We start from the raw sequence: 24,072 nt of genomic DNA, 5'->3' as shown, positions 1-24,072 counted from the left end.
TTGAAACTGAGAAATCGGAATTTGTGGAGAGATTTCCTGAACTTTCCTTATTTTACAGGCTTTTCAGCCCATTAAATAGTGAAATGATATGTATTTTCCCTTATTTTTGCCCTTATGCGGAATCCGCAAGGGAAATAAGGGAAATTTTTAGTTAAGCATTGCTCGCTACTTTATCAAGAAGTCTTGCGGAATCCCGTTTTGCTTTTCTTGTTGAGTGAGCGTAAATATTCATTGTGGTACTGACATCAGAGTGTCCTAACAGTTCCTGTACATCTTTCGGTGCAGCTCCATTGGAAAGCAGATTGCTGGTATAAGTGTGACGCAACTGGTGAAAATGGAAATCTTCAAATCCTTCCAGCTTCTTTGCCACTGATCTGCATACAATGCTGAGTGTACTCGGCAGTTCCAAAGAGCCATCTGGTCGCAGGCAGACAAAGGAGATTTCTTTGTAATCTGTCGGGACTTCCTGTGTTCCGTCAAGATGATAGTATTCATAATATACCCTGTTTTTCACATGCACTTCTTTGTAGTAATTGCGGTGATATAATTCGCCATACTGCATCCGGTTTTTGAGCTGTTCTTTTCTGGCAGCTTTCAGTATTTCAGTCAGCGTATCTCCAAAATCAACAATCCTTACTTTTTTCCGTTTCGTTGGTCCGATAATATTTTTGTGTTTCATGCCGTCGTAGCGGATACTGCGTTTTATGGTCAGGCATTGTTCCTCAAGGTTAATGTCCTGCCATGTAAGACCACAGGTTTCCCCGATACGGAGCCCGGCATAATACGCAATTTGAATCGGAAGAATAGCAGGTGGATTTTTCTTTTCCAGATATTGGATAAGCCGTTCATAATCCTCATGTGAAATCGGCTGTGTACCTTCTTCCACTTCATCATCGGAAAAGAGGTCAACTTCCTCTGCCTGCTTTTTCAGCTTAATATACTGCATCGGATTGAAACTGATTAACTGTTTTGGAAATACTGCAAAACGGAATGACTGCTGTAACACTGCGGAAAAAGAATGGATATAATCTTTGCTGTATCCCTTTTTTACTTTCCCGTCTGGAAACTCACCACCGAATGTAAGCAGATCAAGAAATGCCTGTAAATGTTCGGCAGTAACTGTTTTCAGTTTGCGGTCTGCAATCGGGTGTTTTTTGATACATCGGATTGCACCAAGATAATTTTCCACTGTACCGTTGCTGAGTGTCCCAGTTTTCAGTTCTTCTTCTGCCCACATATCCAGAAGTTCCCCTACGGTAAGATTATCTGCCTTTGCAACAAACTTCTTATCTTCGTAGTCTTCCAGTGCCTTGCGGAGAAGCTTTTCCGTCTCACTTTTACTTTCGGTTCCGGCGTATTCTTTCTGAACCATTTTACCGCTTGCATCTTCTACATAGAAACGATAGTACCATTTTTTTCCTTTTTTTCTAACAGATCCTTTTGCCATAATCGTATGTCTCCTTTCGATATCAGACAATCGGAACTGCTGAAATGCTTCTTGCGTGTAGGCATCTTATGGACAAGTCCATAAGCCAATTCGCCGCTCGTCAAATCTGTAAACAGCTTGACTCGCTTGCGCTCATTGTATCATAACTCCGATTATCTTACTATACCGATTCAGAATCGTCATACATAACTTCGGATAAAAGATTTGCAAGCCTTTGTTCTGCCGCTTCCGGTTTCTTTGAATAGAGCCTTACAACATCTGCCATATCATTAAATGCGTTGACAGTATGTGTGATCTCCCTGAGAAACATAATCTCATTATATTCATCTTTCGATTCAAATCCCATTACTTTGGCAATGTCCGCATCTTTGGTACTGCCTTTGTAATTTTTACAGGCGAACTGAAACGAATCCAGAAACAGTTCATATTGCTTTAACATTAACAGCAGTAAGTCTTTAGAAAAAGCGTCTTCTGTTTTATTGAGGTCAAGAGGAAACTGTTTGAGAATGTCGCCCATCGCATCACGAATCTGCAATTCTTTCTTATCCGTAATATCAGTTTCATATTCATCGGTTTCCCCTTTGAGCCATTCAATCGATACATGAAGTGCTTCCGAAAGACCTTCCAGTACCATCTTTTTGGTATTGTCAATCGAACCATTCTCATAACGCAGGATTGTGGAAGCGGTAACTCCCATCTTCTCTGCGACATAAGGCTGTGTCAGATTTAATTCCAGACGGCGCTGTTTTGCCCTGCTGCCAATCAGCTTGCGTAGTTCTTTATCTTTCATGCTGATGTGCCTCCTTTTTCGGTATGTCATTACTATACCACGCAACAAAATATATTGCAATATGCAATTTTAAGAAAAGCAGAAAAATTTCATAATGCTTGACAAAGCAATATAAACACGCTATACTGACAGCACAAATGAAATTGCATAATGCAATTCGAAAGGAGGTGGTCATATGACGCAAAGAAAGATTGCCTTATCTATTGAGGAAGCTGCTGATTATACGGGAATTGGCAGGAACACCCTGCGAAAGTTGGTAGAGTGGAAGAAACTTCCGGTATTGAAGGTTGGGAGAAAAGTCCTGATCAAAACGGATATGCTGGAACTTTTTATGGAAGCCAACGAGGGCAGGGACTTGAGGGATAAGGGAAATGTGAAAGCAGTCACAAGAAACGGTTCAACTTAAAAAAGCGGTTCCCGAAGAAACCGCCAAAGGTTCTATCAGACCGGAGTCATGATATACCTACACGCAAGCAGATTATACCATGTACTTCGTCTGACAGACAACAGGAAACTTATGTTTGGAAAAAAAGAAAGGACGATGATATTTATGGCAAGATCAACAAAGAGTTATGAGGAGCGTATGCTCCAGTTGGAAAAGAAAGAACAGGAAAGCCTTGAGAAAGCAAAACAGTATGCAGCACAGAAACGGGAACTGAAGAAACGTCAGAAAGATGTGGAAACCAAAAAACGGACACACAGGCTCTGCCAGATTGGCGGTGCAGTGGAATCGGTACTGGGTTCTGCGATTGAGGAAGATGATATCCCAAAGCTGATCGGCTTCTTAAAAAGGCAGGAAGCAAATGGGAAATTCTTCTCAAAGGCAATGCAGAAAGAGCCAGTTGCAAATACGGAGGAAGTGTAATGCCGGAGGGAGTGGAGTTTCCATTCCCTTCATTGCTTTTTTATGAAGGGCGCACTTATGGACAACCAGAGGTCGTCCGTATAAGTTTGCCACAGGTGGCAACCGGTCTGCGCTTACGCTTGCCGGGCTCGTTCCGTCGGCGGGGCTTTCAGCCAGACCTGCTCATGCCGCAGGAGGCACTCTTCGCCAGAGGGGCACATTCCATGCAGGCTGTTATGCACAGGGCACTCTTACGCAGAGGGTGCTCCGGCAGATACCATTTTCTTTTAGGAAAAACGTTACCTGCCGGAAATCAAAGCCGGATACGGCAGAATGGGGGAAACGGAGCATGGCGATTTTTCATTATACAGTAAAGATTGTTGGACGCAGCAAAGGAAAATCCATCATATCGGCGTCTGCTTATCTCAATGGCGATGTGATGAAAAATGAAGAAACAGGCAGGATCAGCTACTATACTTCAAAAAAAGAAGTCGTTTATACCAGCCTGCTGATGTGTGAAAATGCACCACAGGAATGGCAGAATGTACCTGCTGAAAATATCAGACGGTTCCAGAAATCTGTCCGATATAAAAGGGCAGATAACCAAAATGCTGCACTGGAAAAATTCAAACTTACTTTTCAGAAGCAGCGTTTATGGAATGAAGTCTTGAGGATAGAAAAAAGTTCAGATGCACAACTCGGCAGGTCATTTGAGTTCTCACTTCCGAAAGAATGGAGCCGACAGGAACAGATTGATTATACAACTGAATATATTCAAAAGACCTTTGTAGATAAGGGAATGTGTGCGGATTGGAGTATCCACGATAAAGGAGATGGTAATCCCCATGTGCATTTATTGGTGACGTTGCGACCATTCAATTCAGACCACTCATGGGGTAACAAAGAAATCAAGGATTGGGAGTTTGTCAGAGATGAAAATGGAAATATTGTGGTGGATGAATCCCATCCGGACTGGTGGCAGGATAAAAAGAACCCTGACCGTCATGGAATCCGAATCCCCGTACTTGATGAAAATGGAGTCCAGAAAGTCGGGACAAGGAACCGCAAACAGTGGAAACGTGTATTAACCGATGCTACCGGGTGGAACAATCCGAAAAATTGTGAGCTATGGCGGAGCGAATGGGCAAACGTCTGTAATGCACATTTGAAAACGGAAAATCACATTGACCATCGTTCTTATGCAAGGCAGGGAAAATTAGAGATACCGACGATCCATGAGGGCGCAGATGCCAGAAAAATTGACGAGAAATTTCAAAACGGACAGACATCCTCTACTTCATGGAAAGTAGAGGAAAACCAGATCATAAAAAGACAAAATGCACTGCTGGATAAAATACAGATTTCTTTTGGAAAAGTATCCAGTGCATTAACACAATGGAAGGAGCGATTGCGTGACATTAGAAGAAAGCCGGGAAGTCATTCCCATGATGGAGACAATGATAAACCAGATCGAGGAACAGCAGAATCTTATGGCAGAGATGGTACAGGAATTGCAGGAACGGGACAGGCAGCTCCTGTCTTTTCAGGAGCAGAACCAGAGTTTAAAAAGCTTAAACAGCGAATTATCCAGGCTGCTAAATCTTTTGCCAGATACAGAAGAACTGCTCTCACAGATCGAGCAACAGAAAACCAGAATCGAACAGTTGGAAAACGAGAATCAGCAATGGCAGGAATTAACGCAGAAGCTGAACAACGAGAACAGCTTATTGCAGAAACAGAACAGCGAATTGCTGACCTTAAACAGCAGATAGAGAAAGCGAGGGAGATCGATGAGCGAATGCAGAAACTTAGAGAACGTCGGGCAGGTGGAAGAACTTCTGCTGATGACCGAACAGATGCAGGACGAACTGGATCAGAAAGACCAGACAATCCAGGAACTAAACAGGCAGCTAAGCGAATCGCTGACCTTGAACGAGAAATTGAACAGCGAAAACAGAGCCGAGAATATCGAAGCATTGCGGACAAGATTAAGGCAAACAGAGGAACGATTGACCAGCGAGACAGACAGCAGGAAAAGAGCCGACGCAGAAGCCGTGGCATGGAAATTTAAGTATGAAAAAGCAGAGCAGGAAAAACTTTATGCACAGACACACCAAAAGACGGTAGAGGTAGCTGTTGAGAAAAAAGTGCCTTATGAGAAATGTGAAAAATGTGACCGTACTGCTTACCGGAAAGCAAAAGAAAAATGCGATAGCCGTAAAAGCCAGTTAGAAAAGAAATATAAAAATATGACGATTGGTTATGAAAGTATCTTGTTTCTACTGGCATGGTACAGCATAACAACAACACTGTTTACTGCGATTCTTTCGCCGGTTTTCCTTAACGACTGTATCGTCTTTTTCGGTGCGTTAGGAAAAGGAATGGGAAGTTTATTTCGGGAGTTTGTGACAGGTGCAGACTCTTTCGGACAGTTAAGCAGTGGAATACCTAACAGTATTCTTTCCGGGATTGTGTACTGGCTGATTGCCGGTACTGTCATGGCAATTTTATTCGTAATAACCGGGTGGCTGATAATCGGGATTGGTTATCAGGTAGGAAAAATCTACCGGAAATATTGTTGGGATATCATCAGTATCGTGGTAGCGATAACGAGTACAGCTGTTGTAATTTACTTTGGAGAATGGATTAAAAACGCTAATCCGATAAATCTTATTGTATTGCTATTACTGTCGCATATTATTTATATTGGAATCAGATGTTATGTGAAAGACTGGATGGAAGAACGAGGATATTATTAAAAGAGGACAGGGAAATTTCATAATCTTCCTGTCCTTAGTAAGGGACTATTGATTGTTTATATAAAGAAAAAGTATATAAATAAATCTTGACAATTAGTACGAACTCGGACTATAATACAAAAGTCCGGATTCGTACTAATTTAAGGAGGAAAAAGATGAGAAAAGATAATAATATGATAATACAGTTGCAACGATATTATGCTTTATGGAAAGAATGTACGGCAATGTATGAGGAATGGTCAAAGGATCAGGGACTGTCTTCAAATGGAGTTTTTGCTTTGTATTCATTTTATGAAAGTAATGGAAGATGCACGCAGAAAATGATAAGTGAAAAATGGAATATACCTAAGCAAACGGTAAATACGATACTAAAAGATTTTCAGAAAAAAGGATACATCAATATGGTATCTGATGATTCAGACAAGAGAAATAAGCTGATATGCCTCACAGAATCAGGAATGGAATATACGAAAGATATCATAGAAAAACTGCACTCAAAAGAAATATATGTAATCGAAAAAATGGGATTAGAGAATATAGAAAGTCTTAATGATAATACAGAGCTGTTTATCAGACTTTTCAAGGAAGGAGATTGTAAGAAAAATGAATCATAAATCATTATTTTTTAAATATGTTATTCCATCTATTATAGCATTTGCATTATCAGGAATATATGCGATAGTGGATGGATATTTTGTAGGCAATACCATAGGAGATGCTGGACTTTCGGCTATTAATATTGCATATCCGATTGTGGCTTTGATTCAGGCTCTTGGAACAGGAATTGGTATGGGAGGAGCTGTTTATTACTCAATTAATGCAGCAGAAAAGAAAGGAAAACGGGCAGAAGAATTTATTGCTACAAGCTGGTGGCTTCTTGTAATAGTAAGTGTTATCAGTACCATAATTATTTACTCCTTTTCGTCTAAAATTTTAGGATTGCTTGGAGCAGATGGAATTATATTAACAAATGCGACAGATTATATCAAAATTATAGCACTTGGAGCAATATTGCAGATTCTTGGAACTGGAATGATGCCATTCATTAGAAATTATGGAAACTCTTTCTGGTCAATGTTTGCGATGGTTGGTGGATTCATAACCAATATTGTTCTGGATTTTATCTTTGTATGGATATATGAAATGGGCATGAAAGGTGCAGCCACAGCTACAATAGCCGGACAGGGTGTGACTGCAGCAATTGCAATCATATACGCATTATATAATAAAAAGTTTTATGTGTATGTATCCTTAAAAAATGTAAAAGAAATGTGTGGCGCTATATTCAGAGTAGGTCTTGCACCATTTGGGCTAGCATTGACTCCTAATATTTCATTGGTGTTTATAAACCGATTCTCCGCTTCTTATGGGGGAGAAAAAGCTATTGCAACTTATGCATGTGTATCCTATATTATCTGTATCATATATCTCATATTGCAGGGCGTAGGTGATGGAAGTCAACCTTTAATGAGCCGTTTTTATGGTGAGAAGGATCAAGAAAGCCTGAGAGGAGTTCAGAGAATGGCATACATTTTTGCAATAATTCTTGCTGTTTGTGGTGGAATTATCATGTATGTAAACAGAGCAAATATTGGAGGGGTTTTCGGAGCTTCTTATGAAGTAAGTATTGAGATTTCTAAAATTGTACCTATATTTTTAGTGTCATTACCATTTGTTGCGATTACCAGAATAGCGACAGCTGGATTTTATGCTACTGAAAAAAGTGGATTGTCATACATTCTTACATTCATTGAACCAGTATTGATGCTGATATTTATGCTTGTTTTACCACCTTTATTTGGTGGACAGATTATGATATGGTGGAGTACGGTATTGGCACGTGTTTTTTCAGCGATTCTGGCATTCATACTAATAAAATATTGCGAAAAGGGAGATTTGCAATATGGAATACAGAAAATTTAACAATCAGATAGTAGCAAGAATAATCTAGGTTTATCTATTGTATTTTTAAGGACAGCCTCATAGCAATAGGGCTGTCCTTTTAAAATTATGAAGCTAATTTTTAATAAATTCTAGTAGATTTTGATTGGAATAATCATAACTCTAATGAATCTTCAGCATCTACCCACATCTGTAAATTCCCATCAAGATATAACCTTGCATATTCTAATGGCTCATCGATTGCAAGCGATGTCAAAGCACAATCAGATCCAGGTGTGGTTCTTAAATTTTTTTCTGCTTCCCAACAATCAATACGGAGTATATAGCCCGTATTAGTATATACATCAATGCTGTTGCACTGTGGATTGTATTCTGCAAATATTGTTCTCATCGTATCCCATCTCCTTATCATTTAATCAATCAGTAGTAGCAAAAATTAAGAAGCATTTCAATCAGTTCACCATGTCACTTTTATTTTGTGTTATACTGTCTTATAGATTTTTCTTGCCCTTGTATTTGCCCTTATCAGAGTGCATAAACACTGATGGGACGATATAACACAAGGGAAATAATAAGGGAAAGCTCACCTGCGACAAATCCAGTGTTTTCAAGGGGTTGCGAAGAATTTAATAATAAAATATAACAGTTATTAAATTTCTTAAAACAGGTGAAATCTCAATCGAAATTTGGGGAGGTAAAGAGAATGATTACAAAGCATGTTGTTGTGCTACCTTATGATGAACACTGGACACGGGATTTTTGTGAAATCAAGAGTGAAATCCAGGAAGCTCTTGATCAACTGGCTCTTGTGATAGAACATGTTGGCAGCACTTCAGTGCATGGTTTATCAGCGAAACCGATTATTGATATTGATGTCGTCATTAAAGATTACTCCATGCTTGACGCTGTAATCTCTGCCTTAGAAAGAATCGACTATCACCATGAAGGAAACCTTGGTATTGCCGGACGGGAAGCATTTAAATATGAAGGCAAAACCCATTTGCGGAAGCATCATCTATATGTATGCCCGCGAGATTCTGAGGAACTGAAAAGGCATATTGCTTTCCGTGAATATTTGCGTTCTCATCCGGAAGCTGTGCGTGAATACAGTAGAATTAAAGAAGAAGGCGCTGCACTCTATCCATTTGATATTGAGAAGTATATCGAGCATAAGTCACCGTTTGTCGAAAAAATCTACTCAGAAATAGGGATATGACAAATTCCCGTTTATTGGGAAGTCGTAGAGAACGAAAAATCGGAATTTGAAGCGGAGGTATGTATTATGAATATAGGATTTTGGTCGTGTATAATTTTGGTAATACCATTTCTGATTATAGGTGTGTTATTTGCGATTTTTAAGGAAAAAGCAACAAAATTTGTTTCGGGATTTAATTCATTTTCTAAAGAAGAACAGGCATTGTATGATAAAGCTTATATCTCTCGTGATATAAGAAATCAGTGCTTTATGTGGGCTATTATAATGTTGGCAGGAGCATTATTATCCTGCTTTTTAACCCCATATATAGCTATACCAACCTATATTATTTGGTTAGTTCTGTTTTTTAGAGAAGTCCACTTTGATAATCATAAAGCGTTTGAAAAATATTTATTAAAGTAAATTCAAGTTTGTAGGGCAGATAAGCTGTTTATTTGAGTAGAAAAAAGAATTACAATTAATAACGCCGGTGCGGGATTTTGATATCCAGTACCGGCGTTATTGATTCTACAGGGGCTTGGGGGTGTAGCCACCAAATATACTATTCGTTTTCTGCTTCGGCAAGTTTGTTAAGGATCCACTCCCGATTGATAACAATGTCCTCATCATCGCGGAGATCCTTGAAATCATTGCAGTGTGAAGAAGCAAATTCATACATATTGTCAATGTCAACTGCACCAGTGATCTTACCCTTATTAATGATGGTTTATTCCATACGAGAATAAAAATAGAGTAGACGAATTATTTAGCAATCTTCATCAAATCTTTATTTTTTTCTGTTAGGTTATATTTCAGTAAGAAATGAAATATGGAAGGAAGGATAGTAAAGATGGAAATGATGTTGCAGACACAAAATTTGTGTAAATATTTTAGAAAGCAGAAAGCGGTAAATAATGTTTCACTTAATATAGAAAAGAAACAGATTTATGGACTGCTTGGACCGAATGGTGCGGGAAAATCTACCACATTGAAAATGTTGACCGGTATGATGAAACCCACTGCAGGAAAGATTTACTTTGATGGAAAACTTTGGGATAGGAAAGATTTATCAAAAATAGGAGCGCTAATTGAGAATCCGCCTATTTATGAAAATCTTTCCGCCAGAGAGAATTTGAAGGTAAGACAATTATTGCTTGGTACAGATGAAAACAGAATTGATGAGGTCTTGCAGATTGTATCACTTACAAACACCGGAAAGAAGAAAGCAGGACAGTTTTCTTTGGGAATGAAGCAAAGACTAGGCATTGCAATGGCATTGCTTGGAGAACCGGAACTTTTGATATTGGATGAACCTACGAATGGATTAGATCCAATAGGCATCGAGGAATTACGAGAGCTGATCCGGTCTTTTCCGGAACAGGGAATCACTGTAATTCTCTCCAGTCATATTCTCTCAGAGGTACAGTTACTTGCAGATAAAGTCGGGATTATTTCAGGTGGAATCTTAGGATACGAAGGAGCATTAAAGCAGGGAGATAATCTTGAAGATTTGTTTATGAATGTGGTAAGAAAAAACCAGAAAGCAGGTGAAATCCATGGTTAATATTATAAAAGCAGAACATCAAAAAGCCAAAAGAACCATGCGAAAAAAGTTTATCTGGGGATTTCCTCTTCTTACATTTGTCATGGCATTTATATTTACTCTTGGGATGACAAATGCTTATGCAGAAAGTGTTTGGAACTGGTGGTATACACTTTTGCTGCCGGGGATGATTGCTCTATTTTGTTATCTTTCTGTGGCGCAGGAGAAAAAGATAAAATACTATCATTTAATGACTATTCCCACAGACAGAAGAAAATTGTTGCTGGGGAAAATTATTTATATTGGGTACATGATTTTGTTTTCTAATGTGATTGTGTTTGCAGGAGCAACGCTTGGAGGCTTTCTTCTAACGACACATGTTCCAGTTGGAGGAGCGTTGATTGCAGTATTGTTTCTGACGGTTTCTGAGTTATGGGAGATTCCGGTAGCTTTATTTTTAAGTGAACGATTTGGAATGATTGTAAACCTGTTCGTCTGCCTGTTTATTACCGTCAGCGGTGTGGTAATATCACAAACCAGAATCTGGTATGTACTTGTTTCTGCAATCCCTATGCGAATGATGTGCCCGTTGCTTCATGTTTTACCAAATGGACTTGCCGCAGAAGCAGGGAATCCTCTTTTGGATACGGGAGTCATTGTTCCGGGAATGTGTCTCTCAATCATCTGGTTTGTTTTTGTAACGGTTCTGTTTTTGAAATGGTTTGAGAGAAGAGAGGTGAAATAAGATGATTGGAAGATCTCTTAATGCAGACTTGCGAAAGATGAAAGGAACATCTGTGATTCTGGCACACTTACTGATTCCGATTATAACCAGCGTTATATTTTTAATATATTACTTTTTTTCACCATGGAATGAAAATATGAAAGTGATTGCATTTTATCAGGCAATAGGAGCAGGACTTCCGGTACTTATTGGAATTTTTACAGCAAGTGTGATGGAACAGGAACAAAATGCAGGTGATTTTCAAAATCTCTTGTCTTTACCGGATAAACCTGCAGCATTTTTATCGAAACTGTTGATGCTACTGGTTTTGTGTCTGTGCTCTATCCTATTGACAGCAATCATATTCGGAATTGGATTTGGAAGAATCGCATCAAGCGATATCGAAATCATGAAAGGATGTATATTTGCAGCATTGCTGCTGTGGGGAAGCAGTGTTCCACTTTATCTGTGGCAGCTGATTCTGGCTTTTCAGTTTGGAAAAGGGGTATCCATTGGAGCAGGGATTATATCAGGACTAATTAGTGCATTGATGCTTACCGGACTTGGAGATTATGTGTGGAAATATGTATTTGTCTGCTGGACGGGTAGAGTACCATATACTTATCTGCAATCTATATTGGGAGAAACTAGTGTAGGTGAATGGTTGTCATTCATACCAGGTTGCTTAATATTTACAGGGATTAGTATGGTATACTATTTTTGGTGGGTAAACCACTGGGAAGGAAACAGAATATCGGAATAGAATCGAGGGAAACTATGGCAAAAATACTGGCAGTTGATGATGAACCGGCAATTTTGGAAATGATAGAAAGCATTTTGAATAAGGATGGACATCTGGTTACCAAAGTAAGTAATCCACTAAAAATTAATATGGAAGAATTACATCGTTATGACCTGATTTTACTGGACATTATGATGCCTGGAATTGATGGCTTCGAATTATGCAAAAGAATTAGGATACTTGTGGATTGTCCGATTTTGTTTCTTACGGCAAAAACGGAGGAAAACAGTCTGGTAAACGGACTTTCTTTAGGAGCAGATGATTATATTTCAAAGCCATTTGGAGTGATGGAACTTCGGGCAAGGATCAATGCACATCTTAGAAGAGAGCACAGGGAACATTCTGTCCGGATGGTTTTAGGGAGAGTCTGCATTCAGATGTCTCAAAAGAAACTGTTGATGGATGATAAAGAACTTCCGTTTACGAAAGCAGAGTACGAAATCTGTGAATTTCTGGCTAAAAACAGAGGACAGGTTTTCTCGAAGGAACAGATATTGGAAGCGGTCTTTGGCTTTGACAATGAGAGTAATGACAGTACTATAATCACGCATATCAAAAATATAAGAGCAAAATTTGCGGATTATGATTATATGCCGATAAAAACAGTCTGGGGGATTGGATATAAATGGGAAGAGTAAAGAGAAGCAATGCACTCAGCAGGATTTTTATGAGATATGTACTGGTCATGCTTGGATCATTAGTTGGTTTGGTGATTGTTGCTTATCTGCTGCTGTACCTTTTGATTAGTGTGGGCTGTATTTATCCGGCAAATTATGCAGAGCAAAAGATTAATGAAGCATATGATACGATTCTACGTGCAGATAAAGTGACTGCTGAGATGATTCCCGCACTTTGTGATTATGTAATCTTTTCAGAGAATGGAGAGAAAATAGGTGGAGATCTGTCAGAACAATACGAACAGATAGCATGGAATGTTGCAAAGTACGGAAACGCATCCGGGAAATATTTTTATAAAGTAATTGTAAGGGAAAATGAATATGTTGTATTGCAATATCGCCTGACACCTCAATATCATTCAGCTTTTTTGAGGGAGCATTTTATAGGACCACAGAATGTGATGATTATTATGTCAGTGATTGGAGCGGTAGCGATTATCATCATTCCGTCCATACGTTTTGGAAAAAGAATCAAAAAGCAGATGCAGCCTGTATTAGACGCAATCAGACAAATAAAGGATCAAAATCTGGAATATGAGACATCCTGTTCCGGTATCAAAGAGTTTGATGACTGTTTATCGGCAATCGATGATATGCGAGATGCATTGCGAGAATCTTTAGAAAAGCAGTGGAAAACAGAGCAGGAAAAGAAACAACAGATGTCTGCTTTGGCGCATGATATTAAAACACCTCTTACGATTGTACGGGGAAATGCAGAACTACTTTCAGAGACTGAACTGACCACAGAACAGAAGAATAATATCACTTATGTTTTGAACGGCACAACACAGATACAAAGTTATGTAAAACAGTTGATAGATGTCACAAAATCATGGAATTGCAGTGATGTTACCTATACAACGGTGAGGTTAGAAGATTTTTTCGCAGATATAAAGGAACAGGCACTCGGACTGGTAGAAATCTATCACCAGAAAATAGATTGGAAGGCGGGACAAAGTGATAAAAAGGTAACGATTGCTTATGATCCAATGTTCCGAGCCGTAATGAATGTGATTCAGAATGCAGTGGAGCATACAAAAGAAAATGGAATCATTTATATTGACGCAAAGGAGCAGGATGGCCGGCTGACATTCATTGTGGAGGATAGCGGATCAGGATTTACAAAAGAAGCATTATTGCATGGCACAGAGCAGTTTTTTATGGATGACACAAGTAGAAATGGCGAAGCCCATTATGGGATGGGACTATTTTTTGCAAAAACTGTGGCTGAAAAATATGGTGGAGGTATTAAACTTTCGAATTCTGAAAATACAGGTGGGGCGAGGGTAGAAATATTTTTCCTGAGTAGTCAGGAAACAAGCTAAATGAAAAGTCTAATCCCCCAGCATAGCTGGGGGATTAGACTTTTCATTTATACGGATATTCGCAAACTACAAGATAAAGCCAAAACTTCATATACTCTAACAGTTAGCGAAAGATGCCAGAGCAGTATACCATGTCAAACGAATTGTGTTAGTTAATTTGGATCTTATTGATGAATATCTGGAAGCATTCCGTGATGAAGAATTTTGATGAAAGAACAGGAGGAACAACTATTCCTCGAAAATTGAGAATTACATATGTTCAATTCTTTGTATTAGGTATATATTTTGAAAAGTTATCCGGTTATACTGACAATATCAAAAGGCAGAACTGTTAGAATGAGGTGAGCAGATGGATACAGCACAGAGAATAAGGATAATTCGGATGATTGAAAAAATAGAGAAGAACCCAGAATTCAGTAGTAAAATCGGTGTGAGAAATACATCTGAGTTTATATCAAGTAAACAATCAAAAAAATGAATGATTCAAATCATAACAGGAGTCAGAAGGAGTAGAATATGTTATCGTTATTATTTGCTATATGCATGATTTGGTTTATTGGAAAATTTTTTATATTTGGTGTAAAAGCATCCTGGGGAATCTTAAAGCTGCTCTGTACAGTTGTATTTTTCCCGGTGATTTTGATAGGAATGGTTGTTGGCGGACTGATTTATATTGCACTTCCATTGTTGATCATCGGCGGAATCATTGCACTTATATCATCTAACTCATAAAAATACGAGGAGGGAAGAAATTATGGGATATGATATAGAAAAAGAGAAACGAGAAGCGATTGAAGCAGGACAACGTGCGTTAAGTAGTCTTCGGACAGCAAAAGAGAACCTGAACAGTGCAAAGAATTGGGGCTTGGTGGATATGTTTGGCGGTGGATTCTTTTCTACGATGTTGAAACACTCCAAGATGGATCAGGCAAGACAAAATATGGAACAGGCGAAATATGATCTTCGTAATTTCAGTAGGGAATTAAATGATGTGAACGTGGCTTGTAATTTAAACATCAATACTGGAGACTTCTTATCCTTTGCAGATTATTTTTTTGATGGATTTGTTGTGGATTGGATGGTGCAGGATCGAATCAATAATGCCAGACATCAGGTGGAAGAAGCTATCCGCAGAACGGAATACATCATAAACCAGTTACAGCATATGTAAAGGAAAGAGGCAGTGAACCATAAATAGGTTCGCTGCCTTGTTTTTTCATACTTATTTCTGTTTCTTTTTTTCTTCTCTGAGCAATTCGATGTTTAGTCCCTGCTCTCCGGCTGTTTTATCAACCCAGAGATTCAGAGAATCTATTGCCAGAGAAATTTCATCCAGTTTGTTACTGATAAAAGCAAAATCCTTGATCTCATCATCGCTGATCTTACCGTCACGGGCAATCTGGATCAGACGTGTGGTAAGAGGATTAATCTCATTCAGACTGGCAATGGTTTCCAGAATTATATTAGATAAGTCGGAAACTTCGACTTCCGGGACATAACGATGACCGATTTCGCATTTATGAGAGCAGTAATAATTGCAGAGATCTGGTCGCCCGTAAGCGTCTGCCATCTGGATAATATCGTAAGGTGTAGGTTCCTGCATTTCATATTCAAATTTTTCAATTTTAGAATCAGAAACAGCAGTCATTTTTTCGCTGGCTTCTAATCTGGTAAGACCGGCTTCTTCCCGGCAAATCTGATAAATTGTTTTATTTTCTCTTGTAGATTGTTTCCCCATGAGAATAACCTCCCCGTATATCGCCGAACATGAGAATTATCAGGTGTTAAGTCCACATGCTGTGCGTGTATTTTCTTTATAGATTTTATTATACTTGAAGCATCAGTAAACAACAAGTGCATTGTTGATACGGAATTATGAAAGGAAGAAAAAACATGAGGAAAACTAGAAGTGATTGTAGAGTAGGAACACTTGAAAAGAAGCATGGTCTTCCACCGGGGACTATTAGAAACAAAAATGGAAGAGATACCAGAAGTGACAAAAAAATTGGCACCATTCGCAAAGAAGCAAAGTAGGAACATAATCATGGAAAAGAAAATAAGAAAAAGATATCATTCAGAAGAAGCTGTAAAAAAAGCGTTAAAAATTGAATCATTTCGAAATTTAACAAAGGATAAAGTGATGGAGTTTACATCTATGATTCCATATATGGAAAAGGAAGTGGCGCTTGAAATAATAAAGCAGTTCCCAGTATATGTAGAGTTTGTGGAATCAGCAATAGAAAATTATACACAGTTATGCAAAACAATTTTAGAAACAAATAAAGAAGAATATGAACAAGCAGTTCATGCACATCAGTATGTTCTTGAGACCTTCGCAAATCAGCTGGAACAAGAAAACTTAACAGAGGAGGAAAGAAGGGACTTTTCTGAAAAAATGATGGAAGAAGCTGATAAAATAACGGAATTATATTTACAGCAGCAGAAATTTCATGAGCGAGTGTTCAAGACGATTGGGGGAGTTGTAACATTAGCTTTGGGAGTGACGGTAACAATGTTAGGTTTAAAAGCAATTGGTAGCGATGAAGATTTACCTCAACTAGATGATGAGAATCAGAATGTTGCATAATAGCTTTATCTATAATTGAAAACAACAAGATGGAAAGGCTCAGGAAAAAGTATTCTGGGCCTTTTGTCTTAGAAGGATAGCAGTATAAAAGAGCAGGGATTTTTATACCCCACCTATTGATATACACTGTAACCATCAAAGAAGATTAAATCATAAAATTCAAAGAAATGGAGGAGTTGGCAATGGAAGGTTTTAACACTGGTGATGGTTACATGGGATTGGAGACTGTGAGAAAAAGTCTGTAACACTTTTTCTATGCGAACCCTACAAAAATATTAGAAGAATAACGTATGCAAAACTTCCTGTTTGCCAACTTGCCCTTTGAGAGAGGAAAAATCCTTTTCTCAAAGGGCTTTTTTGTTTATACGGATATTCGCAAACTTACAAGATAAAGCTAAAATTTCATATACTCTAAGCACAAGGAGGTTGAGGTTTATGAGCCAAACAGCACAGTGTCTAAGGCATATAAGCCACGAACCTGGTATACATTCTGCCAAATGGGAACAATGACGCAGGGTATCTGTAAATTAAAAAATAATGAAAAGAAGAATAAAAAAATACAACACGAAAGGATGCGTCAAGGTAATGCAAGAATTATCGTGATACATCCTTTTGTATTTGGATTGAGTATTTTTCTTTCCCTGCTTGTCAAAAGTAATGGATGGAATGTATAATATTGTTAATGATCCAGAGATATTTATTTTGGAAACAGCTTAATCAATTTGGAGGTATAAAATGAAAGCACATAAGTATTGGTCAATCGGAGCGTTAATTACTATGATTGGAACTTTTTATACTGGATATAAAGGATCCAAATCAGGTCATAGGTATTTTGCGTGTAGCACTCTTATATGTATGATCATGTCTATGTATACGGGACATAAAATGATTTCAGGTAATAAAAGAACAAGAAAACAGGTGGAAAATACAAAAGCGGAGGAATAGTAAATGTTAGAGTTAGGAAAAAAAGCACCGGACTTTGAATTGCCGGATCAGAATGGAGAAATGCATAAATTAAGCGATTATGCAGGAAAAAAAGTGATCTTATATTTTTATCCAAAGGATAATACACCAGGATGTACGAAGCAGGCATGTGGCTTTTCTGAGCGTTATCCACAGTTTACTGAGAAGGGAGCTGTTATTCTCGGAGTAAGCAAGGACTCTGTAGCGTCTCACAAGAGATTTGAAGAAAAATACGGACTGGCATTTACGCTATTAGCAGATCCGGAGCGTAAAGTTATTGAAGCATATGATGTCTGGAAAGAAAAGAAAAATTATGGAAAAGTATCTATGGGTGTAGTAAGAACTACATATCTTATTGATGAGCAGGGAATCATTATAAAGGCAAATGATAAAGTCAAGGCGGCAGATGATCCTGAAAATATGCTTAAGGAATTGGCATAATGAAGATTATTTTATCACCTGCAAAAAAGATGATTGTAGATACCGATAACTTAGCACCGGTTGAACTGCCTGTCTATATTGATAAGACAGCAGAAGTATTAAACTGGATGAAAAGCAAATCAAAAGAAGAACTGAAAGCTATCTGGAAATGTAATGACAAGATTGCAGAGCAGAACTTTAACAGATTGGAAAATATGGATCTTTATAACAGGCTTACTCCGGCTGTTTTAGCATATGAAGGGATTGCATTTCAATATATGGCACCATCTGTGTTTGAAATCCAGCAGTTTGAGTATTTGCAAAATCATTTAAGAATCTTGTCTGCGTTTTATGGCATTTTAAAACCAATGGATGGTGTGACTCCTTATCGTCTTGAAATGCAGGCAAAGGTTGGAATTGGAGATGCAAAAAATCTGTATGAGTACTGGGGAGAATTGTTATACCGCTCAGTAATTGATGACAGCAGGATTATCATTAATCTTGCATCAAAAGAATACTCAAAATGTATAGAAAAGTATCTGACACCACAGGACAGATATATTACGATTGTATTTTGTGAGTTATCCGGAGATAAATTGGTAACAAAAGGTACCTATGCCAAGATGGCTCGTGGTGAAATGGTCAGATTCATAGCGGAAAATAATATTGAAAATCCGGTGGAGATTCAGAAATTTGACAGACTCGGATATTCGTTTAGGTCTGATTTATCTTCAGATTCAGAATATGTATTTGAACGCAAAATAAAATAGTTATTCAGGTAAAAGATGCTCAGTTTGGCAGTTTTTGTAATAATGAGAATTATTACTATTTTTATTGGCAGCAGGAGGATGGTGGTATATAATCCTTATTAAGAACTAATCCTAATAAGGAGGACGAATGACAAGTAGGAGAAATACCATTCAAAAAGATCTCGTAAGAAATACCGTATACGAAATGAGAAGACACGTTACGGCAAATGAAGTGTATGAATTTATAAAAGAAGCATATCCAACAATTGGAAAAGGAACTGTATATAGAAATCTTGATATATTGGTAGAGGAAGGTGCATTAAGAAAGGTTGAAGTTCCGAATGGACCGAACCGATTTGATTTTACATTGAAAAATCATTACCATGTAAGATGTATAAAGTGCGGTGAAATTTTTGATGTGGATATGGATCAAATACCGGATTTACTGGAAAGAATTCATAACACTCATGGAATTGAATTTGTGGATTATGATATTTCATTTAAAGGCATTTGCCCGAAATGCAGGGAGAAGGTAAAGGAGGAACAGCATGGATAGGAAAGCAATGTATAAGTTGAGTTATGGACTGTTTATATTGACCGCTAAAGAAGCAGAAAAAGATAACGGATGCGTCATTAATACAGCCATTCAGGCAGCTTCGGAACCAAACCAGTTAAGTATCTGTGTAAATAAGGCAAATTATACGCATGATATGATTCAAAGAACCGGAAAATTTACTGTATCAGTTTTAAGTCAGAAGGCACAATTTGAATTGTTCAAACATTTTGGCTTCCAATCAGGAAGGGATACCAATAAGTTTGAAGCATTTGAGCAGTGTGCCAGGGGCACAAATGGTATTTATTATATTACAGAAGGTACAAATGCATACATTTCTGTGACAGTTACTAAAACAGAGGACTTGGGTTCACATACGATGTTTATCGGTGAGATAACCGATATGGAAGTTTTAAGCAATGTTCCTTCAGTAACATATGATTATTATCAGAATAATATTAAGCCTAAGCCACAGGAGGTTGGAAAAACAGAGGACAGTCAGACAATATGGCGTTGCAGAATTTGCGGATATGAATATGTAGGCGAGGAATTACCAGATGACTTTATATGTCCTTTGTGCAAGCACCCGGCATCAGATTTTGAAAAAGTAGTAAAGAAACGGAGGTAAAAGAGATGGCGGCAAACGAATATGCAGGAACACAGACAGAGAAGAATTTACAGGAGGCATTTGCAGGGGAATCACAGGCAAGAAATAAGTATACCTATTTTGCTTCTGTAGCGAAAAAGGAAGGTTAGTATAAGAAGGTATGATGGTATGAAGATATTAGTAATTCCTGATGTTCATCTTAAACCGCAGATGTTTAAACAGGCTACAGCTCTTATGCATCAGGGAATTGCCGATCGAGCGGTATGTCTGATGGACATCCCTGATGATTGGGACAAGCAATATAATGTCGGACTTTATGAAGAAACTTATGATGAGGCTGTTCGGTTTGCAAAAGCATTTCCGGAAACAGCCTGGTGCTACGGGAATCACGATTTGAGTTATCTGTGGCATTGTCTGGAGAGCGGTTATAGCTCCATGGCTTCAATGACAGTGCAAAGAAAGTTGTTGGATTTGCGAGAGGCTGTTCCAGAAGATAATCCCATTAAATATGTTCAGAGAATAGACAATGTTCTCTTTTCTCATGGAGGCGTACTGAATTTCTTTGTAGAGGAATATGTTCCGCGAGCAAAATATAATGATGTGGATGCTGTGCTAGAGACGATTAATCAGCTCGGAAGAATCGAGATGTGGAATGATGCATCGCCGATCTGGCTGAGACCACAGCATTCAAAAATGAGATTATATAAGCCACGTAAGTTGTTGCAGGTTGTAGGCCATACACCTATGGATGCAATTACGAAAGAGGGAAATCTGATTAGCACGGATGTGTTTTCAACTTACAGAGATGGAAAGCCAATTGGAACAGAGGAGTTCCTCTTGCTCGATACAGTGACATGGGAATACTGCGGAATTAAGATGTAGAATCCGATACGTAATTGGATGCATATTATGTCTGCGTCTCAAATACGCTGCTTCTTTTTCATACTCTGTAATGGAAAACCAACGAAAATCTCTTTTTACCTCAAAAGAAAGTAATAGCCACCAAAAATATCGGAAAAACTTTGTGAAAAAATAGAATTGTGTTTCGCAAGGGTCCCCTGTAAAATAGCGGCAGGAGGAGAAAGAGAGAAAAGGAGATTCTTAATCTTATGGGAACAAATGAAAAGAATATGACTGCGGGATCCCCCGGAAAACTGATCATAACGTTTGCCATACCACTGATGCTCGGAAATATTTTCCAGCAGTTTTATACGATGGCGGACACCATGATTGTTGGCCAGGTGGTAGGAGTAGAAGCGTTGGCGGCAGTAGGCGCCGGAGACTGGCTGGTCTGGCTGGTGCTGGGCATCATGACAGGTATCACACAGGGCTTTTCGATTCTTGTATCGCAGTACTATGGAGCAGGGGAAAAGGAAAATCTGAAATGTGCGGTGGCGAAAAGCTATATTATGACAGCATTACTGTCTGTGATTGTACTCGCAGTAAGTGAAGGAGCAGTTTATCACGTTCTTTTATTTTTGCAGACACCGGATAATGTTATTGATCTGACGATGCTATATTTACGGCTGATTTTTGCGGGAGTCCCGATTATAGCTGCCTATAATATCTTTGCGGCGATCCTGAGGGCACTTGGAAACAGCAGATCTCCATTGATTGCAATGACCGTGGCAGCAGTGATCAATGTGGGACTTGACTTGCTGTTTGTGGCAGTTTTTGGCTGGGGCGTAGCCGGAGCAGCCATAGCGACTGTTATTGCACAGGGATTTTCAGCCTTGTACTGTCTGCTTGTATTACGGAAAATCAGGGATATCCGACTGGAAAAGGAGGATTTTTACAGGCAGCCGTCTATGAGTCTGCAGCTTTTGAAGCTGGGGACTCCTCTTGCCATACAGAACGTGATCATTTCTGTGGGAGGACTTACGGTGCAGTATGTGATCAATGGCTTTGGCTTTCTGTTTGTAGCCGGATTTACGGCAACGAACAAGCTGTATGGAATTTTGGAGATGGCAGCCGTTTCCTATGGATATGCGATTACAACGTATGTAGGGCAGAATCTTGGCGCAAAGAAATATCAGAGAATCCGAAAAGGTGTGCGCAGCGGTACGTATATGGCAGTGCTCACTTCTGTTTTCATTTCCGGTATGATGGTGCTGATTGGGCGTAATATATTGTCTCTGTTTGTATCCGGTGAACCGGAGCAGATCCGACAGGTGTTAGATATTGCATATAAGTATTTGTTTATCATGGCTGTCTTTTTGTGGATACTGTATTTGCTGCATGTGTATCGTTCCGCGATCCAGGGGCTGGGCAATACTTTGATTCCGCTTGCCAGCGGCATTGCGGAATTTGTGATGCGTGTCAGCGTTGCGCTGCTGCTGCCGAAATGGATCGGCGAAGAGGGAATATACTATGCCGAGATCTGTGCATGGAGCAGTGCAGCTGTTTTACTGATCATAAGCTATATGATTCTGATACGAAAATATAAAGATGCTAAAACGTCAGAAAGCTGATGCAGTCTCGCCTGCAATAGGATTTTAGATCTCTTACCCCGATTAAAGCATAAGTAAGAAATAATACAAAAAAAGCAGTGCTGCAGAACGCAAACTACAGGAAACAGATGGGAAGGCGTACCCGAGGTACGACAAAAATCTGTCATGCGGTAATTTGCGCTCTGTGGGACTGCTTTTTTGCATGATTCTTGGAGTTTTGGGGAATTACGACAAGAAATAACCAAAAATTTCAATAACTAATCCAAAAATATTCTATTTTTTTTCAGACCGCTTGTGATTATAATGAATTCATCAGCTAGGAACGAAGCGAATCTAGCAAAATCACCAAACGGGAGGAATAAAAATGAAAAGAAAAGCATTAGCAGCAATTATGGCAGTAGCTATGGCAGTATCCATGGCTGGCTGTGGAGGATCCCCATCAGAGTCTAAAGATTCTACCCAGAAAACAGAAACAGCAGATTCTACGGCATCAACGGGCGGAAGCGTAGAAAACAAGGACAAACCTCTGTGCTGGTTCAACCGTCAGCCATCCAGCAGTGCTACCGGCGAATTGGACAAAGATGCTCTGAACTTCAACGGAAATACTTATTATGTAGGTTTCGATGCAAACCAGGGTGCTGAACTGCAGGGACAGATGGTTCTGGATTACATCAAGAAAAACGCAGACACGATCGACAGAAACGGTGACGGCGTAATCGGATATGTTCTGGCAATCGGTGATATCGGACATAACGACTCTATCGCTCGTACACGTGGTGTTCGTTCCGCACTTGGAACAGGTGTAGATGCAGACGGCGGAGTAGATTCTGCACCAGCCGGAACAAACGTAGATGGAAAAGCAAAGGTTGTGCAGGATGCAACTCTGGATGTAGACGGAAAAACATATACCATCCGTGAGCTGGCTTCTCAGGAAATGAAAAACTCAGCAGGTGCAACATGGGATGCTGCAACAGCTGGTAACGCGATCGGAACATGGACAGCTTCCTTCGGTGATCAGATCGATGTTGTAGTTTCCAACAACGATGGTATGGGAATGTCAATGTTCAATGCATGGGCGAAAGACAACAAAGTTCCTACCTTCGGTTACGATGCGAACAGCGATGCTGTAGCAGCAATCGGTGAAGGATACGGCGGAACAATTTCTCAGCATGCAGACGTTCAGGCTTATCTGACACTGAGAGTTCTGCGTAACGCACTGGACGGTGTAGATATCAATACCGGTATCGGTACAGCAGATGAAGCCGGCAACTGCCTGACAGAGGGTGAAGATTACAGATACAGCGAAGAAGAGAGATCTTACTACGCATTAAATATTGCTGTAACAGCCGATAACTACAACGATTTCACAGATTCCACAAAAGTTTACGATAAAGTTGCAAAACAGCTGGATGAAAGCAAGAGTCCATCCAAAAAAGTATGGCTGAATATCTACAACGCATCGGATAACTTCCTGAGCTCTACCTATCAGCCACTGCTGGAGAAATATGATGATCTGCTGAACCTGAAGGTAGATTACATTGGTGGAGACGGACAGACAGAGTCTAATATCACAAACCGTCTTGGAAACCCGAGCGAGTATGATGCTTTTGCAATTAACATGGTTAAGACCGATAATGCAGCAGCATATACATCACTTCTCTCCAAATAATTCGAGACAGAATAAGAGTGTAAATGGTGACGATTCGGAGCCATGCGAAATCGAGATGAGGTCTCT

Annotated in this window: 28 protein-coding genes and 2 pseudogenes; 26 read left to right on the top strand and 4 right to left on the bottom strand. The window is 39.2% G+C overall.

Going from position 1 to position 24,072, the window contains the following annotated elements:
- Positions 1–151 precede the first annotated feature (151 nt).
- Entirely contained in the window at positions 152–1,447 is a 1,296-nt protein-coding gene (locus tag DW642_RS10410; RefSeq protein ID WP_009321335.1) for a tyrosine-type recombinase/integrase, read from the bottom strand.
- A gap of 160 nt (positions 1,448–1,607) precedes the next feature.
- Positions 1,608–2,237 carry a helix-turn-helix domain-containing protein gene (locus tag DW642_RS10405; protein ID WP_009243739.1) on the bottom strand — a complete coding sequence of 210 codons (630 nt, stop codon included), beginning with the start codon at positions 2,235–2,237 and terminating at the stop codon, positions 1,608–1,610.
- 175 nt (positions 2,238–2,412) lie between these two features.
- Here DW642_RS10405 and DW642_RS10400 point away from each other — a divergent pair, with 175 nt between their 5' ends.
- The 6 genes from DW642_RS10400 (at position 2,413) to DW642_RS10370 (ending at position 7,763) form a co-directional block, all read left to right on the top strand.
- A complete protein-coding gene (locus DW642_RS10400; RefSeq protein WP_002578307.1) occupies positions 2,413–2,643 on the top strand; it encodes a helix-turn-helix domain-containing protein in 231 nt (76 codons plus the stop codon).
- 144 nt (positions 2,644–2,787) lie between these two features.
- Positions 2,788–3,102 (top strand): DUF3847 domain-containing protein, encoded by a 315-nt coding sequence (locus DW642_RS10395; protein ID WP_002578306.1) that lies wholly within the window; start codon positions 2,788–2,790, stop codon positions 3,100–3,102.
- A 328-nt stretch (positions 3,103–3,430) separates the two neighbouring features.
- A complete protein-coding gene (locus DW642_RS10385) occupies positions 3,431–5,152 on the top strand; it encodes a MobA/MobL family protein (protein WP_109214826.1) in 1,722 nt (573 codons plus the stop codon).
- Positions 5,136–5,840, top strand: a complete 705-nt coding sequence (locus DW642_RS10380; RefSeq protein ID WP_021369328.1) for a DUF6040 family protein — start codon at positions 5,136–5,138, stop codon at positions 5,838–5,840. The genes DW642_RS10385 and DW642_RS10380 overlap by 17 nt, the downstream gene beginning before the upstream one ends.
- Positions 5,841–5,995: 155 nt before the next feature.
- A complete protein-coding gene (locus tag DW642_RS10375; protein ID WP_108817235.1) occupies positions 5,996–6,454 on the top strand; it encodes a MarR family transcriptional regulator in 459 nt (152 codons plus the stop codon).
- The gene (locus DW642_RS10370) at positions 6,444–7,763 is read left to right on the top strand and encodes an MATE family efflux transporter (RefSeq protein ID WP_109214827.1); all 1,320 of its coding nucleotides are present in this window, start codon (positions 6,444–6,446) and stop codon (positions 7,761–7,763) included. Before DW642_RS10375 ends, DW642_RS10370 begins: the two co-directional genes overlap by 11 nt.
- Positions 7,764–7,896: 133 nt before the next feature.
- Here the strand turns inward: DW642_RS10370 and DW642_RS10365 are convergent, their stop codons facing one another.
- Positions 7,897–8,133, bottom strand: coding sequence for a DUF6061 family protein (locus DW642_RS10365; RefSeq protein ID WP_002578301.1), 237 nt, complete (start codon positions 8,131–8,133; stop codon positions 7,897–7,899).
- 312 nt (positions 8,134–8,445) lie between these two features.
- Between DW642_RS10365 and DW642_RS10360 the strand changes: the two genes are divergently transcribed.
- The 10 genes and pseudogenes from DW642_RS10360 to DW642_RS10320 all read left to right on the top strand — a co-directional run bounded on the left by DW642_RS10360 (position 8,446) and on the right by DW642_RS10320 (position 15,179).
- Entirely contained in the window at positions 8,446–8,958 is a 513-nt protein-coding gene (locus tag DW642_RS10360) for a GrpB family protein (protein WP_117510125.1), read from the top strand.
- A 66-nt stretch (positions 8,959–9,024) separates the two neighbouring features.
- Positions 9,025–9,360: a DUF3784 domain-containing protein gene (locus DW642_RS10355; RefSeq protein WP_055267398.1), complete on the top strand. Its 336-nt coding sequence runs from the start codon at positions 9,025–9,027 to the stop codon at positions 9,358–9,360.
- A 427-nt stretch (positions 9,361–9,787) separates the two neighbouring features.
- Positions 9,788–10,501 (top strand): lantibiotic protection ABC transporter ATP-binding protein, encoded by a 714-nt coding sequence (locus DW642_RS10350; protein ID WP_055225704.1) that lies wholly within the window; start codon positions 9,788–9,790, stop codon positions 10,499–10,501.
- Positions 10,494–11,225 (top strand): lantibiotic immunity ABC transporter MutE/EpiE family permease subunit, encoded by a 732-nt coding sequence (locus DW642_RS10345; RefSeq protein ID WP_004853398.1) that lies wholly within the window; start codon positions 10,494–10,496, stop codon positions 11,223–11,225. Before DW642_RS10350 ends, DW642_RS10345 begins: the two co-directional genes overlap by 8 nt.
- Before the next feature lies 1 nt (position 11,226).
- Entirely contained in the window at positions 11,227–11,967 is a 741-nt protein-coding gene (locus DW642_RS10340) for a lantibiotic immunity ABC transporter MutG family permease subunit (protein WP_117510124.1), read from the top strand.
- A 14-nt stretch (positions 11,968–11,981) separates the two neighbouring features.
- A complete protein-coding gene (locus tag DW642_RS10335; RefSeq protein WP_055195474.1) occupies positions 11,982–12,644 on the top strand; it encodes a response regulator transcription factor in 663 nt (220 codons plus the stop codon).
- The gene (locus DW642_RS10330; RefSeq protein WP_117510123.1) at positions 12,632–14,008 is read left to right on the top strand and encodes a sensor histidine kinase; all 1,377 of its coding nucleotides are present in this window, start codon (positions 12,632–12,634) and stop codon (positions 14,006–14,008) included. Before DW642_RS10335 ends, DW642_RS10330 begins: the two co-directional genes overlap by 13 nt.
- Positions 14,009–14,120: 112 nt before the next feature.
- Positions 14,121–14,216, top strand: a pseudogene (locus DW642_RS16260) (DUF6462 family protein); the annotation flags it as partial.
- 308 nt (positions 14,217–14,524) lie between these two features.
- Positions 14,525–14,740, top strand: a complete 216-nt coding sequence (locus DW642_RS10325; protein ID WP_055221652.1) for a hypothetical protein — start codon at positions 14,525–14,527, stop codon at positions 14,738–14,740.
- A gap of 22 nt (positions 14,741–14,762) precedes the next feature.
- Positions 14,763–15,179 (top strand): hypothetical protein, encoded by a 417-nt coding sequence (locus DW642_RS10320; RefSeq protein ID WP_055225697.1) that lies wholly within the window; start codon positions 14,763–14,765, stop codon positions 15,177–15,179.
- A 51-nt stretch (positions 15,180–15,230) separates the two neighbouring features.
- Here DW642_RS10320 and DW642_RS10315 read toward each other — a convergent pair whose 3' ends face one another.
- Positions 15,231–15,746 (bottom strand): helix-turn-helix domain-containing protein, encoded by a 516-nt coding sequence (locus tag DW642_RS10315; protein WP_055182202.1) that lies wholly within the window; start codon positions 15,744–15,746, stop codon positions 15,231–15,233.
- 192 nt (positions 15,747–15,938) lie between these two features.
- On the opposite strand from DW642_RS10315, the gene DW642_RS10310 reads away from it, so the two are divergent.
- The 10 genes and pseudogenes from DW642_RS10310 (at position 15,939) to DW642_RS10260 (ending at position 24,006) form a co-directional block, all read left to right on the top strand.
- Positions 15,939–16,595 (top strand): hypothetical protein, encoded by a 657-nt coding sequence (locus tag DW642_RS10310; protein ID WP_199596441.1) that lies wholly within the window; start codon positions 15,939–15,941, stop codon positions 16,593–16,595.
- A gap of 735 nt (positions 16,596–17,330) precedes the next feature.
- The gene (locus DW642_RS16255) at positions 17,331–17,540 is read left to right on the top strand and encodes a DUF6219 family protein (RefSeq protein WP_021737557.1); all 210 of its coding nucleotides are present in this window, start codon (positions 17,331–17,333) and stop codon (positions 17,538–17,540) included.
- Between the two features lie 3 nt (positions 17,541–17,543).
- On the top strand, positions 17,544–17,999 hold the full coding sequence (gene bcp, locus DW642_RS10295; protein ID WP_021737556.1) for a thioredoxin-dependent thiol peroxidase: 456 nt from the start codon (positions 17,544–17,546) through the stop codon (positions 17,997–17,999).
- Positions 17,999–18,748, top strand: coding sequence for a peroxide stress protein YaaA (gene yaaA, locus DW642_RS10290; protein ID WP_024854728.1), 750 nt, complete (start codon positions 17,999–18,001; stop codon positions 18,746–18,748). Before bcp ends, yaaA begins: the two co-directional genes overlap by 1 nt.
- A gap of 127 nt (positions 18,749–18,875) precedes the next feature.
- Entirely contained in the window at positions 18,876–19,283 is a 408-nt protein-coding gene (locus DW642_RS10285; protein WP_055225693.1) for a Fur family transcriptional regulator, read from the top strand.
- Complete coding sequence (locus tag DW642_RS10280; RefSeq protein ID WP_117510121.1) at positions 19,276–19,908, top strand: flavin reductase; 633 nt, start codon at positions 19,276–19,278, stop codon at positions 19,906–19,908. The genes DW642_RS10285 and DW642_RS10280 overlap by 8 nt, the downstream gene beginning before the upstream one ends.
- A gap of 5 nt (positions 19,909–19,913) precedes the next feature.
- Positions 19,914–20,033, top strand: a pseudogene (locus DW642_RS10275) (ferritin family protein); the annotation flags it as partial.
- 22 nt (positions 20,034–20,055) lie between these two features.
- On the top strand, positions 20,056–20,769 hold the full coding sequence (locus tag DW642_RS10270) for a metallophosphoesterase (protein WP_117510120.1): 714 nt from the start codon (positions 20,056–20,058) through the stop codon (positions 20,767–20,769).
- 227 nt (positions 20,770–20,996) lie between these two features.
- Positions 20,997–22,358, top strand: coding sequence for an MATE family efflux transporter (locus DW642_RS10265; protein ID WP_117510119.1), 1,362 nt, complete (start codon positions 20,997–20,999; stop codon positions 22,356–22,358).
- 343 nt (positions 22,359–22,701) lie between these two features.
- Positions 22,702–24,006 (top strand): substrate-binding domain-containing protein, encoded by a 1,305-nt coding sequence (locus DW642_RS10260; RefSeq protein WP_117510118.1) that lies wholly within the window; start codon positions 22,702–22,704, stop codon positions 24,004–24,006.
- The last annotated feature ends 66 nt before the right edge of the window (positions 24,007–24,072 follow it).

The sequence above is a fragment of the Blautia sp. AM23-13AC genome, from assembly GCF_003435675.1.
GTDB lineage: Bacteria > Bacillota > Clostridia > Lachnospirales > Lachnospiraceae > Fusicatenibacter > Fusicatenibacter saccharivorans.
This window is presented reverse-complemented; position numbering and strand designations above follow the sequence as displayed.

What these genes read in the sequence shown, in the direction of transcription:
- DW642_RS10350 (WP_055225704.1), top strand. Translation starts at nt 9,788, where the DNA reads ATGGAAATGATGTTGCAGACACAAAATTTGTGTAAATATTTTAGAAAG.
- DW642_RS10385 (WP_109214826.1), top strand. Translation starts at nt 3,431, where the DNA reads ATGGCGATTTTTCATTATACAGTAAAGATTGTTGGACGCAGCAAAGGA.
- DW642_RS10340 (WP_117510124.1), top strand. Translation starts at nt 11,227, where the DNA reads ATGATTGGAAGATCTCTTAATGCAGACTTGCGAAAGATGAAAGGAACA.
- DW642_RS10280 (WP_117510121.1), top strand. Translation starts at nt 19,276, where the DNA reads ATGGATAGGAAAGCAATGTATAAGTTGAGTTATGGACTGTTTATATTG.
- DW642_RS10285 (WP_055225693.1), top strand. Translation starts at nt 18,876, where the DNA reads ATGACAAGTAGGAGAAATACCATTCAAAAAGATCTCGTAAGAAATACC.
- DW642_RS10410 (WP_009321335.1), bottom strand. Translation starts at nt 1,447, where the DNA reads ATGGCAAAAGGATCTGTTAGAAAAAAAGGAAAAAAATGGTACTATCGT.
- DW642_RS10320 (WP_055225697.1), top strand. Translation starts at nt 14,763, where the DNA reads ATGGGATATGATATAGAAAAAGAGAAACGAGAAGCGATTGAAGCAGGA.
- DW642_RS10355 (WP_055267398.1), top strand. Translation starts at nt 9,025, where the DNA reads ATGAATATAGGATTTTGGTCGTGTATAATTTTGGTAATACCATTTCTG.
- DW642_RS10330 (WP_117510123.1), top strand. Translation starts at nt 12,632, where the DNA reads ATGGGAAGAGTAAAGAGAAGCAATGCACTCAGCAGGATTTTTATGAGA.
- DW642_RS10315 (WP_055182202.1), bottom strand. Translation starts at nt 15,746, where the DNA reads ATGGGGAAACAATCTACAAGAGAAAATAAAACAATTTATCAGATTTGC.
- DW642_RS10395 (WP_002578306.1), top strand. Translation starts at nt 2,788, where the DNA reads ATGGCAAGATCAACAAAGAGTTATGAGGAGCGTATGCTCCAGTTGGAA.
- DW642_RS10260 (WP_117510118.1), top strand. Translation starts at nt 22,702, where the DNA reads ATGAAAAGAAAAGCATTAGCAGCAATTATGGCAGTAGCTATGGCAGTA.
- DW642_RS10405 (WP_009243739.1), bottom strand. Translation starts at nt 2,237, where the DNA reads ATGAAAGATAAAGAACTACGCAAGCTGATTGGCAGCAGGGCAAAACAG.
- DW642_RS10335 (WP_055195474.1), top strand. Translation starts at nt 11,982, where the DNA reads ATGGCAAAAATACTGGCAGTTGATGATGAACCGGCAATTTTGGAAATG.
- DW642_RS16255 (WP_021737557.1), top strand. Translation starts at nt 17,331, where the DNA reads ATGAAAGCACATAAGTATTGGTCAATCGGAGCGTTAATTACTATGATT.
- DW642_RS10360 (WP_117510125.1), top strand. Translation starts at nt 8,446, where the DNA reads ATGATTACAAAGCATGTTGTTGTGCTACCTTATGATGAACACTGGACA.
- DW642_RS10365 (WP_002578301.1), bottom strand. Translation starts at nt 8,133, where the DNA reads ATGAGAACAATATTTGCAGAATACAATCCACAGTGCAACAGCATTGAT.
- DW642_RS10325 (WP_055221652.1), top strand. Translation starts at nt 14,525, where the DNA reads ATGTTATCGTTATTATTTGCTATATGCATGATTTGGTTTATTGGAAAA.
- DW642_RS10370 (WP_109214827.1), top strand. Translation starts at nt 6,444, where the DNA reads ATGAATCATAAATCATTATTTTTTAAATATGTTATTCCATCTATTATA.
- DW642_RS10270 (WP_117510120.1), top strand. Translation starts at nt 20,056, where the DNA reads ATGAAGATATTAGTAATTCCTGATGTTCATCTTAAACCGCAGATGTTT.
- DW642_RS10400 (WP_002578307.1), top strand. Translation starts at nt 2,413, where the DNA reads ATGACGCAAAGAAAGATTGCCTTATCTATTGAGGAAGCTGCTGATTAT.
- bcp (WP_021737556.1), top strand. Translation starts at nt 17,544, where the DNA reads ATGTTAGAGTTAGGAAAAAAAGCACCGGACTTTGAATTGCCGGATCAG.
- DW642_RS10345 (WP_004853398.1), top strand. Translation starts at nt 10,494, where the DNA reads ATGGTTAATATTATAAAAGCAGAACATCAAAAAGCCAAAAGAACCATG.
- DW642_RS10375 (WP_108817235.1), top strand. Translation starts at nt 5,996, where the DNA reads ATGAGAAAAGATAATAATATGATAATACAGTTGCAACGATATTATGCT.
- yaaA (WP_024854728.1), top strand. Translation starts at nt 17,999, where the DNA reads ATGAAGATTATTTTATCACCTGCAAAAAAGATGATTGTAGATACCGAT.
- DW642_RS10265 (WP_117510119.1), top strand. Translation starts at nt 20,997, where the DNA reads ATGGGAACAAATGAAAAGAATATGACTGCGGGATCCCCCGGAAAACTG.